18 protein-coding genes and 1 tRNA gene are annotated in these 16,718 nt (G+C 40.6%); 13 read left to right on the top strand and 6 right to left on the bottom strand.

Features of this window, described 5'->3' with window-relative positions; translation table 11 throughout:
* Window positions 1-831 precede the first annotated feature (831 nt).
* From ku to bsh, 4 genes are all read left to right on the top strand, one after another.
* A complete protein-coding gene (ku, locus tag AC1MBV_RS12515) occupies window positions 832-1,647 on the top strand; it encodes a non-homologous end joining protein Ku (RefSeq protein WP_480948406.1) in 816 nt (271 codons plus the stop codon).
* 3 nt (window positions 1,648-1,650) lie between these two features.
* On the top strand, window positions 1,651-2,604 hold the full coding sequence (locus AC1MBV_RS12510; protein ID WP_480948405.1) for an ATP-dependent DNA ligase: 954 nt from the start codon (window positions 1,651-1,653) through the stop codon (window positions 2,602-2,604).
* Window positions 2,601-3,500 carry a non-homologous end-joining DNA ligase gene (gene ligD / locus AC1MBV_RS12505; protein ID WP_255745650.1) on the top strand — a complete coding sequence of 300 codons (900 nt, stop codon included), beginning with the start codon at window positions 2,601-2,603 and terminating at the stop codon, window positions 3,498-3,500. The genes AC1MBV_RS12510 and ligD overlap by 4 nt, the downstream gene beginning before the upstream one ends.
* 79 nt (window positions 3,501-3,579) lie before the next feature.
* Complete coding sequence (gene bsh / locus AC1MBV_RS12500) at window positions 3,580-4,569, top strand: choloylglycine hydrolase (protein WP_255745649.1); 990 nt, start codon at window positions 3,580-3,582, stop codon at window positions 4,567-4,569.
* Between the two features lie 156 nt (window positions 4,570-4,725).
* Here bsh and AC1MBV_RS12495 read toward each other — a convergent pair whose 3' ends face one another.
* On the bottom strand, window positions 4,726-5,166 hold the full coding sequence (locus AC1MBV_RS12495) for a hypothetical protein (RefSeq protein WP_480948404.1): 441 nt from the start codon (window positions 5,164-5,166) through the stop codon (window positions 4,726-4,728).
* A 199-nt stretch (window positions 5,167-5,365) separates the two neighbouring features.
* The gene (locus AC1MBV_RS12490) at window positions 5,366-5,713 is read right to left on the bottom strand and encodes a hypothetical protein (RefSeq protein WP_480948403.1); all 348 of its coding nucleotides are present in this window, start codon (window positions 5,711-5,713) and stop codon (window positions 5,366-5,368) included.
* Between the two features lie 215 nt (window positions 5,714-5,928).
* Between AC1MBV_RS12490 and AC1MBV_RS12485 the strand changes: the two genes are divergently transcribed.
* The 5 genes from AC1MBV_RS12485 to AC1MBV_RS12465 all read left to right on the top strand — a co-directional run bounded on the left by AC1MBV_RS12485 (window position 5,929) and on the right by AC1MBV_RS12465 (window position 10,945).
* Window positions 5,929-6,291: a 3D domain-containing protein gene (locus AC1MBV_RS12485; RefSeq protein ID WP_255745646.1), complete on the top strand. Its 363-nt coding sequence runs from the start codon at window positions 5,929-5,931 to the stop codon at window positions 6,289-6,291.
* 422 nt (window positions 6,292-6,713) lie between these two features.
* Window positions 6,714-8,456, top strand: a complete 1,743-nt coding sequence (locus tag AC1MBV_RS12480) for a DUF4153 domain-containing protein (protein WP_480948402.1) — start codon at window positions 6,714-6,716, stop codon at window positions 8,454-8,456.
* Between the two features lie 163 nt (window positions 8,457-8,619).
* Complete coding sequence (locus AC1MBV_RS12475) at window positions 8,620-9,087, top strand: DUF2975 domain-containing protein (protein WP_480948401.1); 468 nt, start codon at window positions 8,620-8,622, stop codon at window positions 9,085-9,087.
* A gap of 11 nt (window positions 9,088-9,098) precedes the next feature.
* On the top strand, window positions 9,099-9,311 hold the full coding sequence (locus AC1MBV_RS12470) for a helix-turn-helix domain-containing protein (RefSeq protein ID WP_255745642.1): 213 nt from the start codon (window positions 9,099-9,101) through the stop codon (window positions 9,309-9,311).
* A 56-nt stretch (window positions 9,312-9,367) separates the two neighbouring features.
* Window positions 9,368-10,945 (top strand): DUF4153 domain-containing protein, encoded by a 1,578-nt coding sequence (locus AC1MBV_RS12465; RefSeq protein WP_480948400.1) that lies wholly within the window; start codon window positions 9,368-9,370, stop codon window positions 10,943-10,945.
* Window positions 10,946-11,217: 272 nt separating this feature from the next.
* On the opposite strand, the gene AC1MBV_RS12460 is transcribed toward AC1MBV_RS12465, so the two are convergent.
* Both AC1MBV_RS12460 and AC1MBV_RS12455 read right to left on the bottom strand, forming a co-directional pair.
* Complete coding sequence (locus AC1MBV_RS12460; RefSeq protein WP_480948399.1) at window positions 11,218-11,988, bottom strand: 2-keto-4-pentenoate hydratase; 771 nt, start codon at window positions 11,986-11,988, stop codon at window positions 11,218-11,220.
* 147 nt (window positions 11,989-12,135) lie between these two features.
* The gene (locus AC1MBV_RS12455; protein ID WP_255745637.1) at window positions 12,136-12,495 is read right to left on the bottom strand and encodes a hypothetical protein; all 360 of its coding nucleotides are present in this window, start codon (window positions 12,493-12,495) and stop codon (window positions 12,136-12,138) included.
* Window positions 12,496-12,658: 163 nt separating this feature from the next.
* Between AC1MBV_RS12455 and AC1MBV_RS12450 the strand changes: the two genes are divergently transcribed.
* Window positions 12,659-12,732 (top strand) — tRNA-Arg (locus tag AC1MBV_RS12450).
* A gap of 207 nt (window positions 12,733-12,939) precedes the next feature.
* On the opposite strand, the gene AC1MBV_RS12445 is transcribed toward AC1MBV_RS12450, so the two are convergent.
* The gene (locus AC1MBV_RS12445; RefSeq protein ID WP_255745634.1) at window positions 12,940-13,278 is read right to left on the bottom strand and encodes a DUF4064 domain-containing protein; all 339 of its coding nucleotides are present in this window, start codon (window positions 13,276-13,278) and stop codon (window positions 12,940-12,942) included.
* Between the two features lie 54 nt (window positions 13,279-13,332).
* Complete coding sequence (locus AC1MBV_RS12440) at window positions 13,333-13,965, bottom strand: DUF3862 domain-containing protein (RefSeq protein WP_255745632.1); 633 nt, start codon at window positions 13,963-13,965, stop codon at window positions 13,333-13,335.
* Between the two features lie 748 nt (window positions 13,966-14,713).
* Between AC1MBV_RS12440 and AC1MBV_RS12435 the strand changes: the two genes are divergently transcribed.
* The 3 genes from AC1MBV_RS12435 (at window position 14,714) to scfB (ending at window position 16,701) form a co-directional block, all read left to right on the top strand.
* A complete protein-coding gene (locus tag AC1MBV_RS12435) occupies window positions 14,714-14,854 on the top strand; it encodes a hypothetical protein (protein WP_255745630.1) in 141 nt (46 codons plus the stop codon).
* A 216-nt stretch (window positions 14,855-15,070) separates the two neighbouring features.
* Entirely contained in the window at window positions 15,071-15,220 is a 150-nt protein-coding gene (gene scfA, locus AC1MBV_RS12430; RefSeq protein ID WP_255745628.1) for a six-cysteine ranthipeptide SCIFF, read from the top strand.
* A 74-nt stretch (window positions 15,221-15,294) separates the two neighbouring features.
* On the top strand, window positions 15,295-16,701 hold the full coding sequence (scfB, locus tag AC1MBV_RS12425; protein WP_255745626.1) for a thioether cross-link-forming SCIFF peptide maturase: 1,407 nt from the start codon (window positions 15,295-15,297) through the stop codon (window positions 16,699-16,701).
* Window positions 16,702-16,718 lie beyond the last annotated feature (17 nt).

The following is a 16,718-nucleotide window of genomic DNA, read 5'->3' as shown; positions in this document are numbered from 1 at the left end:
CCAGTCCGGCTCTCTTTTTGTCGCGGAAGCGACACCGCTGCGTTTAGGGAGTGATGAGGAGGGGCACTCATATGGCGGTTATCAGACATCATGAACTTTTTGCCTGATAATACATATTATGTTGGTTCAAGTCTTTTGAATGGGGATATGAACGAGCCAAATCGCCTTTTTTGCACCTTTTGAATAAATTGGGTAAAATCGTATCTCATGTTGTCGTTACGGACATACTGCCGATGAAGGTCATTCTTGATTCGGAGTAACGAGGTGATGGACATGGAGGGTAATTTTTTTAAAGGTGCGTTATGGGCAATGGTGATCTGCATACCATTTTGGGTCATTGTCATCAGCCTGATGATTGCGTTCTGGTAAGCTCTATTTGTTTGATTGTAACAATTAGAGAAAAGGCAGGAGTGCAGCAAGAGCTACAGCATTGGGAAAAAACAAATAATAAAGAAAAAACATTATTATAATAAAATATTTGCAAATTTGTAGAATTTTTGTTCATTCTCTGTTATGCTAAACTTGTAACTCGTGAAAGTAATAACCCCCCTTTTAGGATCTTGAGAAAGATCCTTTTTTTTGTTTCTGCACTTGGTTGCTGTTCATTTAAAAATTTTTGGGTGATTTTTTAAAAACAAAAAACTTGTGCTTATTTTATTCCAAGTTATATAATATGAATTGCCTTCTGTTTCTGATATGTAACATCCTTTTTTCGCTTCTCAATAATTTGAGAGGCTTTTTTTCTGCCCTTTTTCTGTAAAAATAATGAAAATAGTCAGTTCGCAGTTATTGGATTGCTCACGCGCACATACTAATGCCGAGGTGAACAAGATGCGAACAATGTGGAAAGGCTCCATACAGTTTGGGCTCGTCTATATTCCCGTCAAATTATATACAGCGACCGAAAATAAAGACGTTCGCTTACGAATGCTGCATAAGGAGTGTATGGCACCGATTAATTATACACGTACCTGTTCGAAATGCGGAAAAGCAGTCGAGAATGAAGCAATAATTAAAGGATACGAATATTCGCCGGGGCAGTTTGTACCAATCAGCGAACAGGAACTAAATGATCTCCAAGAGGACGGAGACAAGCATGTAGAAATAATTAATTTTGTGAAATTAGATGAAATTGACCCCATATATTACGAAAAATCCTATTTCATTGGTCCGGACAGTGGTAATGGTTTGCGCGCGTTTTCTTTATTGAAGCAGGCTATTCAGGATTCAAATAAAATCGCGATTGCTAATATTATCATTCGCTCAAAACAGCATCTTGCTGCAATCCGCAGCTTTGAGAACGGAATGCTGCTTGAAACATTGTATTACCCGGATGAGGTCCGCAGTGTCAGTGAGGTTCCCGGCCTCGGTGACCTGAAGACAGATAATGCACCGAAAGAAATGATGATTGCGAATCAGTTGATTGATCAGCTGACAACTGTTTTTCAACCGGAGCATTATAAAGACGACTACCGATTAAAGCTGGAAAAATTAATTGAAGACAAGGTTTCAGGGATGCCTGCAAAACAGAAGAAAGGTCGTGCGCAACAACCGAATGTCGTCGACTTGCTTTCCGCACTTGAAGCAAGTGTAAAGGAAACCAAACCAAAAAGAAAAACAACCGCACGCCGGAAAAAGACGGTCTAAACGATGAATCTTCAACCAATTGTACCCTTCGAACCGATTCGTGAAACGGAAATTCCAACCGGAGTGAATTGGATTCATCAAGTGAAATGGGACGGCATACGCATCTTAACTTATTACGATGGACATGAACTGCGACTGTTTAACCGAAGAAAAAATGAACGAACGAAAAACTATCCTGAACTTGATATCATTCGTCAAAACACGAAGGCGAATTCATTCATCCTGGATGGGGAAGTTATTGCGTTGGATTCTCATGGAAAGCCATCTTTTCACGAGGTCATGAAGAGGGACAGCGTGCACAATCAGTCACGTATTCCAATGCTGATGCATGCCGTTCCTGTCTTTTATATGGTCTTCGATTTGATTTTCTGTAATGGAGAATGGGTTAATGAGCGATCACTTTGTGAACGCATAGAACTGTTGAAGAAATGGCTGCCGGTGAGTGATCAAGTTCAACTTGTGCCGATGTTTAAAGATGGTGAGTCACTGTTTGCATCTGTAAAGGCGCGGCACATGGAAGGCATTGTTTCAAAAGAACAAAACAGCACATACCTTATTAACGGTAAAAATGAAAATTGGCGAAAAATTAAAGTGACACGTGATTTAATCGCAATTGTTGGAGGAGTAACCAAAAGATCGGGTACAGTTAATGCTCTGCTTCTCGGATTGTATGATTCAGGAAGACATTTTGTTTATATTGGACATGTGGGGACAGGTAAATTAACAGAAGAAGATTGGAAATTGGTTACTGTGCTCGCCAACCGATTGAGACGAGAAGAGAATCCGTTTGTTAATCGAGTGGACCGAAGTGCGGAAGCACAATGGATGCAGCCTCAGCTTACTGTCAAGGTTGCGTATCAGGAATGGACAGCTAGCGGGGTACTCAGACAGCCGAGCATACAGGCTTTTGTTCATGTAAGTCCCGAACAATGCAGGATTGAGGAGATGAATGAATGAAAACAGCGGAATCGATTTTGTTGGATCGCAGCATCCAGATTACCCATCCGGAGAAGCCGATATGGCAGCATCCATTAATAAATAAACAACAATTCATCGACTATTTAAATAGAGCGGCGCCGATGATGTTGCCGTTTTTATCTGATCGTGCGTTAACCGTTATCCGCTTTCCGCATGGTGTTCCCGGAACGTCTTTTTTTCAAAAAAATTGTCCGGATTATGCACCCGAATTCATTCGTACTTATGAAGAGGACGGGACTCGCTACATTGTGTGTCACGACGCGACAACTCTGGTCTGGCTTGGCAATCAACTCGCTGTTGAATATCATATTCCTTTTCAACAGGCAGGAGAGGAACAACCGAAAGAAATTATTTTTGACCTAGATCCACCTGATCGCTCGGCGTTCCCGCTGGCAATTAAGGCAGCAGTAGCGATGTCCGTGCTTTTCGAGCGTCTTTCCATTGTCAGCTTCCCAAAATTGTCAGGAAGCAGAGGGATTCAGATCCATATTCCCATTTCAGGACTTGGGCTCAGCTATTCAGACACGCGATTGTTCACTAAATTCATTTCCGATCTTCTCGTGAGTCAGTCACCGGAACACTTTACAACCGAGCGATTGAAAAAGTATCGGGGCGGTCGGCTTTATATCGATTATGTTCAGCATGCAGAAGGAAAGACAATCATCTGTCCCTACTCTCCCAGAGGCAAGGAAGGCGCAACCGTAGCAGCTCCATTGTTTTGGGATGAAGTAAATGATGCGCTCCGTATTGAATTATTTACGATTGCGACGGTACTGGAACGTATTTCTAAAGGGATCAATCCGATGCGTGGTTATTTTGAACAAAGAAATGAGTCGTTGCTTCCGATCATTAAGCATCTGAAAAGTGTTAGATGATAGGATTTCAAGGTTCCCAAATGACCATAATGGTATGCTATACTGAAAAAATCAATAGCATTGTGAGGGGGAGCTTGAAATGTGTACAAGTTTGACACTTGAAACAACGGATGGGCATCACCTGTTTGGCAGAACGATGGACTTTGCAATGGATCTGGGTCAGACGGTCACCATTATGCCGAGAAATTATTCTTGGATGTCTGCAGCTTCTGGAAATCGTATAAAAACTAAGTACGGAATAATCGGAATGGCATCGGTTTCAGACGATTTTGTTGTGTACGCAGACGGTATGAATGAGGCCGGCTTGACTTGCGCAACACTCTATTTCTCGGGTTTTGCATCTTACAATGCTGTGCGTGGTCAGGGAATGGAGGCAGTTGCCCCTCATGATTTTGTGCTCTGGAGCTTGTCCCAATTCGGCAGCATTACAGAACTAAAAGAGGCACTTGCTCATGTCACATTTGTAGACTTTCTGGTTGAACAGATGGGTGTTATCCCGCCGCTTCACTGGATTCTATCTGACAAGACGGGCAAAAGTATTGTTGTCGAGCCACTGGAAAAGACGATTAAAGTCTATGACAATCCGGCTGGTGTCATGACAAACAGTCCTGATTTTTCGTGGCATTTAACCAATCTGAGACAATATATCGGATTACAGACGAACCAGCTGCAACCTGTTCGATGGGAAGGATTGGAATTGTCTGCATTCGGCCAAGGTTCTGGATCAGTCGGTTTGCCCGGAGATTTCACACCACCGTCTCGATTTGTGCGTGCCGCCTACTGGAAAAATAATATTACTGGTATCGAAACGGAACGTGATGGTATCAACGGACTCTTTCACATTTTATCAACATGCGATCTTCCAAAGGGAGCTGTTGTGACTCCGGACGGTTTAGAGGATGTGACCATCTATACTTCTGCAATGTGCATTGAATCGGGTACTTTCTATTATCATGGATATGATAACCGGCAGATTACAGCCATTCATTTGTTTCATGAAGACTTGGACGCTCATTCGATTAAAACCTATCCATTCATACGTGAGCAAGCCTTCCATTACGAAAATTAATCACATCGTTTCGTTCATTAATATAAACTGAAAGCTCTAGAATGAACTGACCTCCAAAAGTTGGACCACAATGCTAACTTTTGGAGGCTTTGGTTTATCTAATGATTGAAAGAATATTTTTTTCATTTTCGAACAGACAGAGATGCGAGATGCGGTTCACAGTGTACTGATGCCGCGAGCAAATCGCCCGATGAAAAGGACATCAGCAAAATCAAGCACGTCACAATTAATGTCTTCATTATCCCTTAAAATCAATGAACGATCGGTCAGAAGTTTCGACTTTCCGGCAAAAAGACGTCGATCGTTCATTTGTACGATGACACGGTCTCCCTCGATAAACATGCGGCGCGGTTCGATAATCCATATGTTGAAGTTCTTAATGCCAATGTAATCGACAAGAGCAACGTCACGGTTATTGAGAGCGAACGTTCCTGAAAAAATACGTTCGTTATCATGAATGGCATAGGGATAAAAATGATTCCGATCATTTATTTTTGAGGGAATTAATTGATCACACTTCAAGTCAGTGACAAAAGGGAGCCTTACAATACGTGTTGGTTCCAATTGAATTTTAAAAACCTCCAAATAATCAATCACAGAAGATAAACAAAATGCTGCCGTATCTTTAAGATTGGCAGCTCGGCAAAAATGATTGGACTAATAACAGCTTGTCAATCAGCAATAGTTTCCAGCAGATCATGTTGTTAATTATTATGAACCAAGCAAGCGCAGGAAGCAACCTTCGCTCATTTAAGACACTGTTTGCTTGTTTGTGCAAATTACGTTAAATCATCATCTAATGAAATAGGGAGAATAAGTAGTAAACAGCTACAGAAATAATGATAATGCCGAAAAGAATTATGTACAGCTTATGGTAATTCGCAGGAGGTGCTGTACGATCCAGCTCTTCAACATCACTGACCTCAAGAACACTATCGAACTCCCCGTCATCTTTATACAGATTAAATTCAATGACATAGGTAATTCCGGATTTTGTTTGATAGGACATATTTTCCAAGCCAACAATATCTTCCCAATATAAGCGTCGAAATTCTCGCTGTCCACCGGTTATCCGTGCACAAAGTTCATCAAGCTCATGCGGTTTAAATGTGTTGCCTACCAGTTTCTCAAGTTGAGTCAACATGTTCATGCCTCCCATGATTCCCATAAGGAGAGTATATGACTATATCGCCGTTTTTCTGACAGCTATCAGTAAGTAAACAGAATTTGTTATATACCTTCCTAAAAAGAGCAATCAATTTGTTATGTGGCTGTAATCAAACGAGAACAGTTATGATACATGGCTGTTATATAAAATTGGTAAATTTATAGTCAGACGGAAAACAAAGGATGTTGAACATGAAAAAAATCATTTTGTTAATCGCCATGATCGCTGTTCTGTTGGCCGGAATTCCGGAGAATGCTGCGACAGCAAAATCAAAATATAAAAATATTACGGTCAGCGCGACTTCATACTGTGAGCTTGGACGAACCGCAACAGGTTTTAATTATAAAAAATATCCGACGGCAAAAGCAATTGCCGTTGATCCTCGCGTCATTCCGCTTGGATCAAAAGTATATGTACCAGGCTATGGATATGCGATCGCAAGAGATGTAGGCGGACGAATTAAAGGAAAAGTCATCGATGTTCACTATAAAACAAGAAAACAAGCGATTAAGTGGGGAAGAAAGAAGATCAAGGTTAGGGTTTATCACAATTAATTGAACCAATAAACAACACATTTGCTCGAATAAATAAAAGCTCATGTCTGCAGGAAGCAGGCATGAGCGATTCGTTTTTATTGGGGAAAAATCTCTATCTGGTTTGGGATAACCCATTTTTATTGAACACGGGTATGATAGCGATCCCAAATTACAGCACCAACGACCGGAATAATAACGCAAACCGTTCCAAACACACCTAGTATCATCATATCTCTGTCACGCTCCCTAAGTTAAAATGTTAGCGCTTTCATATATATAGTTTACACCCTTTATTTTGTCCAATGCAAGCCGGAAGGCGTCCATTTTTTCAATCAAACCTTGCTTATCTTTGCAGATAATCGTGTTTAAATGAAGCTGCTCAGCGTTTGTTTTCGTAAATAGAACGTTGGAACACAGAATAGCCCACAGGGGTGATCATTATGAAAATGCTCGTTGCGATGACAAGGCGACTGACAGGTTTGAATGCAACGATTGTAAGATTTCCGATAACCTTTCTGCTGCTTATTGTTCTTGCAGTGATGCAGTGCATGACCATTGAGTCCGGTCATGAATATGGTAGCGTGATTGTTACGTTGATTTTTGCTGCGCTTGCATTTAGTGCAGCTCAAGTATCTGTCGAGCGATATGCGCATTCATGGCGGACATGCATATTGCCAATGGCAGGAGCAGCGTTGCTCACTTTTCTTAATTTTCTTTTGATTCGCCATGATCCGGCTTTCAGCACAATCGTGATTACGCGAACGAGTATCGTTGTTTTTGGACTTTTTATTGCTTTTGCTTGGCTTCCCTCACTTAGAGGAGGCAGTTCTTACTATGCAAACTTTATGATTTTATTTAAATCCGTATTTATTTCACTCTTTTTCTCCACAATCCTTTATGGCGGCATCTTGCTGATTCTTGTTGCCGTGGATACGCTGCTCGTTCAAATCGGATCACGACCGTATTCATATACGGGGGTCATTCTGTGGACGGTGGGGGCACCAACACTCTTTCTATCTCTGATTCCCGTATTTCGTGAGAACTCAGCGGAAATCGAACGTGCAGCAAAAGTTCCCAAATTCCTTGATGTGCTGATTTCTTATGTCATGATCCCAGTAGCGGCAATATACAGTCTTGTACTGCTCATCTATATGATTAAAACCATGGTGCTCAGCGATTGGAATGAAAATTTGCTCGAACCGCTCATTTTGTCTTACTGTATCGCGGTGCTGATGATCTATATTTTATCGAATAGCTTACTGAATCGGTTTACAGTGCTTTTTCGCAACTTGGCCCCTAAACTACTGATCCCTGTAGCCCTTTTCCAGTTTGTGTCGACTTTGATCATTGTTTTAAATCAAGGAATGACGCATACGCGTTACCTTGTCTTGCTTTTCTGTCTTTATGCGGCAGTAAGCGGCGTCCTTTTAAGTATCTCATCGCTGAAAAATAAGGGATATATCGCCGTTCTCGCGATTGTTTGCTCCGTAATCGCAGTGACGCCGCCAATTGACGCGTTTACGGTCAGCCGGATCAGTCAGACTTCTCAACTTTACACGGTTCTTGAGCACAATCAAATGATTCGGAATCAACAAATTCATTCGAATCCAAATATAGATCGAAAGGATCAGGAAGCCATTGCTCGTTCGATCAACTATCTTGATCAGATTGGCGCACTCCAACGCTTGTCCTATTTACCGAAGAACTTCGACTTCTCAACTGATTTTGAAAAAACCTTTGGATTCTCGCCCTATGCTAAGAGCGATTACCAAAGCTATGACATCGGCACGAATCATGCAGTGGGTATTACCGGTTATGATCATTTAGCGAGTCTTTCAATCAGTAAATCGGGGAGAAAGAGCGACTTTTCGATAAGCAGGATGTCGGTAGGCGGATCGACCTATCAGGTGTCCTTTGATCCTAATGCGAAATACGGTGCCATTCAAATTACTGATTCGAAAGAACGAGTTATTCTATCCGCACCGCTTGCCCCAATGATTAATCACGTAGAAAAAAGTAAAAAAATTGAGGGAACAGATACGGTAGCTGTTGATCAGATGTCTTTCGAAAAAGAGAACGATAAGGCAAAAATAAAGGTGGTTTTTCAAAATCTCACAATTGAGGGAGCATCAGCTAATACCTCATTTGATGCCACTATTTATGTTCTCATTACAATAAAATAATCATGAATTTCGATCGGTGCGAACTTTAGCTGCACCGTTTTTTTTGTGCCTAAGTTGTGTTAGTTATCTTTAAACGGAAATTAATTATCGAAAAACAATAAATAAATGCTGTTATTCAATAATTCTTATGCTATAATCATTTTGGAAATCAGATGAGAGGTGAATGAGAATGGTTATTCTTGATGAAAAAGGGCTTTCGGGTTATGTCAAGCACATGCTTGATCTGATTTTTCTTGGAGGGATCGGCATACTCTTAAGTCTTCCATGGTCGGTCAATTGGTATATGAATCAATTGAGCTATGAGACGAACCGCAATTATTGGTTTTTACTTATTTTTCTTTATGTCACGGGTATTTTTGCTCTGCAGATTGTGTATGAAGTCGGACGGATTTTTAAGACATTAAACAGACACAATCCGTTCATGATGGATAATGTACACAGCCTGAGACGAATCGCGATGGCTTCTTTTATTATTTCATTCTGCTATGTGGTTAAGGTTGTGTGCTTCAATTCTTTTTTCACAATTATCATTGCAATGATTTTTATTATCGCGGGATTCTTCTCCATCATCCTTGCAGAGGTTTTCAGGCAGGCCGTGGTTGTCAAAGAAGAAAATGATTTAACAGTATAGAGGTGCGAAGGATGGCTATAGTTGTAAATCTTGATGTCGTTATGGCAAAGAAAAAAATGAGCGCGACCGAACTTGCAGCAAAGGTACAGATCACACCTGCAAATCTATCTATTTTGAAAAACAATAAAGCAAAGGCGATCCGTTTTTCCACGCTTGAGGCGATCTGCAAAGCGCTCGACTGTCAGCCCGGCGAGCTGCTGGCTTATGAAGCGGACGAAACGTAAAAAAAGACGTATCGCGCGTAACAGCTTTGATTACTAATTAAAAGAGGTGTCAGGTAATGGAAGACTTTTCAACAGCAAATAGACTATATGAACGAAGTGATCGTCCCATGCTACATAATAGGAGCAGCAGACTTTTACTTTGTACTGTGCTGCTCGGCATTTTGGCCAACTGGTTCTTCTTTGAACAGCTTCCCGGTATTTCAATTCCATTATTCGTTTTTGCATTTTACAGCGTATTTCTATGGAATACGCGCAACCTTGTGACGGTACGCAGGGATTTCGCCTGGTTCTTAATGATACCGATTATTCTACTGTCACTAACTTACTTGATTTTCTCAAATATGGTTTTCAATGCATTAAATATTTTGGCGATATCGGTATTGATTGTAATGCAAACCACTCTCGCCGCAGGACGCTCCAAATTCGCTTGGGACTCTGCTAAGTTCATCGGCGATGTATTTCTTGGATTCTTTTATCGGCCGTTTGCTTTTCTTTTTCTGCCGTTCCGCTTGGTTGCGAGACGTTTGAACAGAGGATTGTCCGCTAGGAAAAGCAGTCCGTTGACCAAAGTATTTATCGGGGTGCTGATTGCGGTTCCGCTCGTTGTTATCGTTGTTACTCTGCTTGCTTCTGCAGATGAGGTATTCAGCTATTTTCTAGGGTCGATTCCAGAGGTATTCGCAGCGATTAATCTTGATCAATTTATGCCTCGATTTATTTTTGCGACAGTGATCGCATTGTGTTCATTCAGCTATATTTGGAGCTTAATCACGAAACAAAGGCCGTTAACCACGTTCCGGCAACCCGAGGACTATGTAAGTTTAACAAATAGTTTTGACCAAGTTATTGCTGCCACAATCTTGAGCATTATTAACGCAATCTATGTATTTTTCACGTTGATTCAATTTTCATATCTGTTCGGCGGCTTTTCGCTTGAACTCCCCAAACCATTTACCTATGCGGAATACGCGCGCCGCGGATTCTTTGAGCTTGTCCTTGTAACATTGATCAATTTCAGCATCTTACTCGCACTCGTTTATTGGACGAAAAAAAGTGGCAAAATCATGGATCAAACGCTTCAGGCTCTTGAATCATTGCTTGTCGGCTGTACGTTGATTATGCTCGGCTCTGCGTTTATCCGCATGTATTTATATGAGCAGATGTATGGATTTACTTATCTTCGCGTACTGACTCATGCGTTTATGATAGTACTCTTTATCCTGTTCATTTTTACGCTGTACAGAATCTGGAATACGCGCGTCAAGCTGTTTAAATACTATTTGCTTACTGCGATTGCCGCTTTCGTATTGATCAACTACATCAATAGTGACGTGCTGATCACTAAATGGAACATAGAACGCTATGAGCAGACAGGAAAAATTGATGTGGGTTACTTATCTTCACTTTCTGACAGTGCTATTCCTCAGCTTACCGGATTGCTTCAGGCAAAGGATGAGGCGGTGCGTGCTAAGACAGAAAACTATTTATACGAACGCAAAAAGGAATTGAACGAGGATCGTTCATGGCAAGCGTTCAACCTGTCCAGCTTGCATGCGAAAAAGGTGCTCGCAAATTTTGAACTGCACCTTAATAAAGCTTATGATTTTTACACACAGGATCCATCTGGTGACTAAATCGAAGGAATGATTCAGAAAAAGTACGACTAAAGTTCCACCTAACGGATGGAAAGTTCAACCTAAGAGAGCGAAAGTTGAACCGAAGAAAAGAAGTTCTACCTAACGAATAAAAAGTTCAACCGAACAGAGCAAATGTTTTAACATAACTTTCAAAATTCAAAAGGACGAAAATAGAGATAATGTGCGGTTCATATAGTACTGCGCATCAAAAAAATAAAACGGCCGAGTCCTAAGCACAGGATCCGACCGTTTTTTAACAATATATCAACTTATTTTACATGTAGTGTGACGCTGCCAAGGTTATGGTCGAACGTCGCAACATAAGTTCCTTTTTCCAATTTCTTCGGCAAACAGAAGGTGCCGGTTGAAACGGTCGTGCCTTTAGTTATCTTCTTACTTTCTTGATCTAATTTCTGCACCAGCCATTTCAAAGCGTGCAGCGGATTACCCAGCACTTCTGAGGAAACGCCTGACGTCAATGGTTTTCCGTTCAAGGTAACTGTCGATTTTACATCTGCCAATGCTTCAACGGACGGTTTCGATGCAGCTTTGCCAACAACAACCCGACCGCAAACGGCGCTGTCTGAGATAACGAGTTCGAGAGGCAATACAGGAAACCAATCTTTGAAGCGTGAATCGGGGACTTCGATACCAGGCGCAACTTCGGTTTTATCGAGCAAGGCTTGCTCATCATCTTCAGGAGACAAATCGTCCAGAGCGGTGAATTCCAATTCAAGTTCGAGCAACGGTTCATTCAATGTACTAAGATCAACCTCTGCACCATCCTTCAAGACGCTGGAGGCAACGATTTGTCCATAGAGCGGAGAGTCCGAATGGAACATATCTTGTGTCTGTTTGCTTGTCAAGCTGATTTTGTACCCCTTGACCGGATCACCTTTTTTTTCGTTAAATGCGTGCTGCACGTCATAGGCGCGCTCAAGCGTCAAATCGGAATGATCGACATCCTTCCACGCAAGCGGTTGATTTTTGCTCAATGCATTGTACAGCTTTTCTGATAAATCATCTTTCGTAAACAACATCCTAAACGCCTTCTTTTCTGTTTTGTTTGTATCTCTATCTTTTTTGTAATGCCCATTATAATACCAACAGGAAAAGAGTCAACCCATATTGATGAAAAAATCAGAAAAAGAAAAAGTGAATTATTTTGGACACAAACGGACAAATCGTTATTCGGAAATTGAATGAGTTGTAGGTGTCTTATGTGTGACGGACAAAATACCGGCGATGAGAAATAAAACACCAGAAACAAAGAATGGAGAGAAGATAAAAATTGAACCGCCGACTATTAAATAAATGCTCCACCCGGATGAGGCCTCTCTTACTTTAAATGTAGATAACCAGGCAAAAACAATTATAGGTAAGCTAATGATATTGCCTATTAAAAAAATGGTAATTGACGCATCATCATCTGCTGAGCCGGTATAAGCCGCTGCTGTTGCGATAATAACAATGCACAGAAAGAGCCAAACAATGGTTGACAGTATTGAACCAATTAAAGATAGAATAAACTCAGCATTCCGTTTCACTCTAAAACGCTCCTTTAAATTTTACTTTTTTGCAGGTGATTCAAAAAATGGTAAACTGATAAACAGTAGAAAAGTCGAGTTTTAATTATTTTTCATCAGCCATTGACAGATCCTGTCATATTCTCTAAAATAATATAGGTCGTCATTAAAAAAACTTAATTTTGTCCCAGTAGCTCAGCTGGATAGAGCAACGGCCTTCTAAGCCGTGGGTCATGGGTTCGAATCCCTTCTGGGACATACCGAAAAGCCTTGATAGTTAAGGCTTTTTTTTGTATATTTTTAATTTTATAATGCAGACATTCAGACTCAAATTCACTTTGTGTGCTGACAAAAAGACCTCTCAATAGCTTAATATTATCTCAAATAATCTTATCCTGCTTATCCCAAACGCTCGCCTGCTGATAATGTGTAAAAGAAAAGCCGCTGAAGCGGCTTTTCAACAAATTATTTTCTAACTAGGGCAAGTATGCCGGCGATAATAATCAATAGGCCGCTCAGAATGCCAAACATGCTGACGAATATGATATTCAAAATTCCACAAACCAAAATAAGCACACCAAATAGGATGCGATTTTTGTTGATGATACATGAAAATATAATTGCAAGAACGGAAACAAACATACATCCAAGACCCAATCCAATAACATCGGATCCACCTTGTCCAAATGCTCCTGCTAATGAACCTATAGACATGGCTAATATACCAGCGATAATTCCAAATACACCCCCGATAATCCCCAAGACCATCTCCGGTACACGTCCGGTAGTGCTTTTTATTGCCATAATAAATTCCCCCAGTAACTTTTTTATATGTAAACTCAAAAATGAGTAAACATCTTACTTTAATCCTGCTTGCGCCTTATTAATTAGTTTTCCACCTTGAAACATGAATGTGGCATTGCTTCCTAAATTAGATCCTTGAAAGCTGTAAATAACCGTATAATCAGCAGATCCCTCTGTACCACTTTCAGAATCTTTTGCCCCGTCCCCACCAATAATTGATTTAATTTGATCGTATGTCATACCATTTTTTACTTGATCAAATTTTTTCATTGTTATTTTTGCACTGGATCCGGAATCGACACCAAATTGCGCTTTGTTTATTACTTTATTGTTTTGAAAAGTTACATTGGCATTGGCACCCCATCCTTTATCTCCGTTCCATGAGTAAATGACTGTATGTGCAGGATCACCTTTTTCTCCAGCTTCACTCATGACTTCACCATTGCTGCCTACAATGGTGGCAACCTCTTTATAAGTCATCCCATCTTTAATTTTATTGAATTCTGTTTTTGTAATTGATGACCGATCAGAGCTTTTTTGTGAGTGTGAAGCACCTGTCGATGTCGAAGTGGATGATAAATCTTTTGAGATGTTTGAACTGGTAGAACCTCCATCTGAACACGCACTTAAAAAACCCGCAATCAGCATAACAGCAGCTAATAGTGAACATATCATTCCTTTTTTCACATTAAACTCCTCCTGTTTGATTTAAATTGGTCATTCCCTAATAGAAAGAAATCAGCCTATGACATGAAATATACAGTCCAATTTAAGGTGTAAACGTATGTCTTGCCAATTTGTGCATAAAGGGTACTTTTGGAATTAAAACGGCACTTGAGGTATTGATTCACTTGTCTCGATATGTGCCTTAGAAATGTAGTTGTTCATGGTGGGTTTATTCTATGTTGAACTTAATAAACTATATTCTCATTCAAAAACGACAAAACCTTACACGGAATATAGTACATTGTATTTTTCGTTAGGAATAAAAATAGGATAGCTCAGATTAAAAGATTAGATTGTAGTACCTATACATTGCGTATACAGTATGGTCTGTGGAAACTCAGGGCTGTCATCATAGATTCATTAAAGATGTATTGAGAACCATGCCATTGTGTTTATTTTAAAGTGATCGGTACAATTTATCAATATCAATAGTTCTTTTATTCCATTTATTGTATAAATAAATCGTTAAAATTTTGTTTTTTTCGAGGCTTTTCCCAACGTACTCCCATTAACTGTCATTGATTCCGGATTATTAATAATAACTATTATTTAACGGTAAATAATTATAGGCCTTTTATCCTAATAAAGTGAATATAATGGACATAATAGGTCCTTTGGACGCATGAATGTTACGATTGGATTATCGAATAAGGAAAAAAGACTAGTTCTCAATACGGGAAAAATATTATGGCAGAGGAGCGGTTAACTCATGAGTCAGGAGTATCGTTCATTTATCGAATTGCTGAAGGATGCACATGATCGGTTGGATCGGGTAGAGCGGGACTTAATTCATGTCAATGAAGTCTGTGAACAGATTGAGCGTCGGAAACCTATGGAATGTATAAAATAATCATTATTTTTTTCATCTTTCTTCCTTTTCAATGTCAAACATCACAGTAAAGTTAATTTTCTTTTTGTATACTGAAAAAAGTAGGTTTTCACTGACTTTTGATTGTGAACGTTGATGATGTGGAAACCGTGCTGTGGCGACTAGATCGGGTAATGATGCAAGCAGAAACTCATGGATCCGGGTTATTTAAAAGACAACGAAAAGGGGTCATTTATGATGAAAAGAATCGTAACGTTGAACACGATGAATCTGAGAGAATCAGCAAATCATGGCGGACACGGCGAATGCCAAACTTCTTGCCAATCCGCATGTAAAACATCTTGCGGTGTTGCAAATCAGCAATGTGCTGAACCGTCTAATCGATAAGTAAGAAAACTGTGTACCGCCCAACTGCTCTATGCAGATGGGCGGCAATTTTTTGCAAGAAGGAGTCTGATTGCATGATTCATCAATATAAATTAAATGGATACAATATTGTCCTTGACACATACAGTGGATCGGTGCATGTTGTCGATGATCTGGCTTACGATGTGATTGCACTTTATGAGGATACGAAACCTGAAACCATAGTTGCTCGGATGCTGAATAAGTATGCAGATCATGATGATGTAACGGAAGATAGCATTCGCGAAACAATCAGTGATGTTGCGAAGCTCAAAAAAGATGGTCAGCTATACTCTGAAGATGAGTTTAAGGATCTGTCCTTTAATTTAAAGAAGAGAAAAACCTATGTCAAAGCGTTGTGCTTAAACGTTGCACACACCTGCAATCTGACTTGTGAATATTGCTTCGCAAGCCAGGGAAAGTATCATGGTGCACGGGCAATCATGAGTTATGAAGTCGGTAAACGGGCGATTGATTTTCTGCTTGAGAATTGCGGCTTTCACCGCAATCTGGACGTGGATTTCTTCGGCGGCGAACCCCTGATGAACTGGAAAGTTGTGAAACAGATTGTCGCATACGCGCGCAGTAAAGAAGAGGAATGCAACAAGCATTTCCGTTTCACGCTGACTACGAACGGCTTGCTGCTCAAAGATGAAGTCATTGACTTTCTGAATAAGGAAATGCACAATGTCGTTCTCAGCCTTGACGGACGCAAAGAAGTACATGACCGGCTGCGCAAAACGATCACTGGAAAAGGAAGCTATGATTATATCGTTCCTAAATTCCAGAATTTCGTCAAGAAACGCGGGGATAAGGAATATTATGTGCGTGGAACGTTTACACATAATAACATTGATTTCACTAATGATCTTTTCCATATGGCGGATCTTGGGTTTGATCGTCTGTCGATGGAACCGGTGATTTGTGATCCGAAAGAACCCTATGCGCTTAAAGAAGAGGATCTCCCAGTCATCTATGATCAATATGAACTTCTCGCAAAAGAAATGCTTAAACGCGAAGAAGAGGGCAGAGGCTTCATATTCTACCATTACATGCTTGATCTGTCAGAAGGGCCATGTATCCATAAGCGTATTTCAGGTTGCGGTTCAGGTACGGAATACATGGCAGTCACGCCATGGGGCGAATTGTTCCCTTGCCATCAATTTGTCGGCGATGAAGCCTACAGTATGGGCAACATCTGGGACGGCGTGAAGACTCCGGAAATTCAAGATGAATTTAAGGAAACAAATTGCTATTCCAAACCGGAATGCCAAGACTGTTGGGCGAAGCTCTATTGCAGTGGCGGATGCCCGGCAAACTCACTTCACGCGACGGGATCACTGACCGGAAATTTCGAGTTCAGCTGCGACATTTTCCGCAAACGTATTGAATGCGCGATGATGATCAAGGTTGCTCAATCAATGAGAGTGACGGATCAAGATAAAGAAGCGGTCAATAATTAAGTGACAATGTAGGAAAA

Source organism: Sporolactobacillus sp. PKPK-6, from assembly GCF_056678885.1.
The sequence above is the reverse complement of the archived record's forward strand: the minus strand, read 5'-3'. Positions and strand labels throughout refer to the sequence as shown.

Excerpts from the sequence above, each read along its gene's own strand:
- scfB (WP_255745626.1), top strand. The coding sequence starts at position 15,295 with ATGATTCATCAATATAAATTAAATGGATACAATATTGTCCTTGACACA.
- AC1MBV_RS12480 (WP_480948402.1), top strand. The coding sequence starts at position 6,714 with ATGAAAATGCTCGTTGCGATGACAAGGCGACTGACAGGTTTGAATGCA.
- scfA (WP_255745628.1), top strand. The coding sequence starts at position 15,071 with ATGAAAAGAATCGTAACGTTGAACACGATGAATCTGAGAGAATCAGCA.
- bsh (WP_255745649.1), top strand. The coding sequence starts at position 3,580 with ATGTGTACAAGTTTGACACTTGAAACAACGGATGGGCATCACCTGTTT.
- AC1MBV_RS12445 (WP_255745634.1), bottom strand. The coding sequence starts at position 13,278 with ATGGCAATAAAAAGCACTACCGGACGTGTACCGGAGATGGTCTTGGGG.
- AC1MBV_RS12470 (WP_255745642.1), top strand. The coding sequence starts at position 9,099 with ATGGCTATAGTTGTAAATCTTGATGTCGTTATGGCAAAGAAAAAAATG.
- AC1MBV_RS12485 (WP_255745646.1), top strand. The coding sequence starts at position 5,929 with ATGAAAAAAATCATTTTGTTAATCGCCATGATCGCTGTTCTGTTGGCC.
- AC1MBV_RS12465 (WP_480948400.1), top strand. The coding sequence starts at position 9,368 with ATGGAAGACTTTTCAACAGCAAATAGACTATATGAACGAAGTGATCGT.
- AC1MBV_RS12475 (WP_480948401.1), top strand. The coding sequence starts at position 8,620 with ATGAGAATGGTTATTCTTGATGAAAAAGGGCTTTCGGGTTATGTCAAG.
- ligD (WP_255745650.1), top strand. The coding sequence starts at position 2,601 with ATGAAAACAGCGGAATCGATTTTGTTGGATCGCAGCATCCAGATTACC.
- AC1MBV_RS12435 (WP_255745630.1), top strand. The coding sequence starts at position 14,714 with ATGAGTCAGGAGTATCGTTCATTTATCGAATTGCTGAAGGATGCACAT.
- AC1MBV_RS12510 (WP_480948405.1), top strand. The coding sequence starts at position 1,651 with ATGAATCTTCAACCAATTGTACCCTTCGAACCGATTCGTGAAACGGAA.
- AC1MBV_RS12460 (WP_480948399.1), bottom strand. The coding sequence starts at position 11,988 with ATGTTGTTTACGAAAGATGATTTATCAGAAAAGCTGTACAATGCATTG.
- AC1MBV_RS12490 (WP_480948403.1), bottom strand. The coding sequence starts at position 5,713 with ATGTTGACTCAACTTGAGAAACTGGTAGGCAACACATTTAAACCGCAT.
- ku (WP_480948406.1), top strand. The coding sequence starts at position 832 with ATGCGAACAATGTGGAAAGGCTCCATACAGTTTGGGCTCGTCTATATT.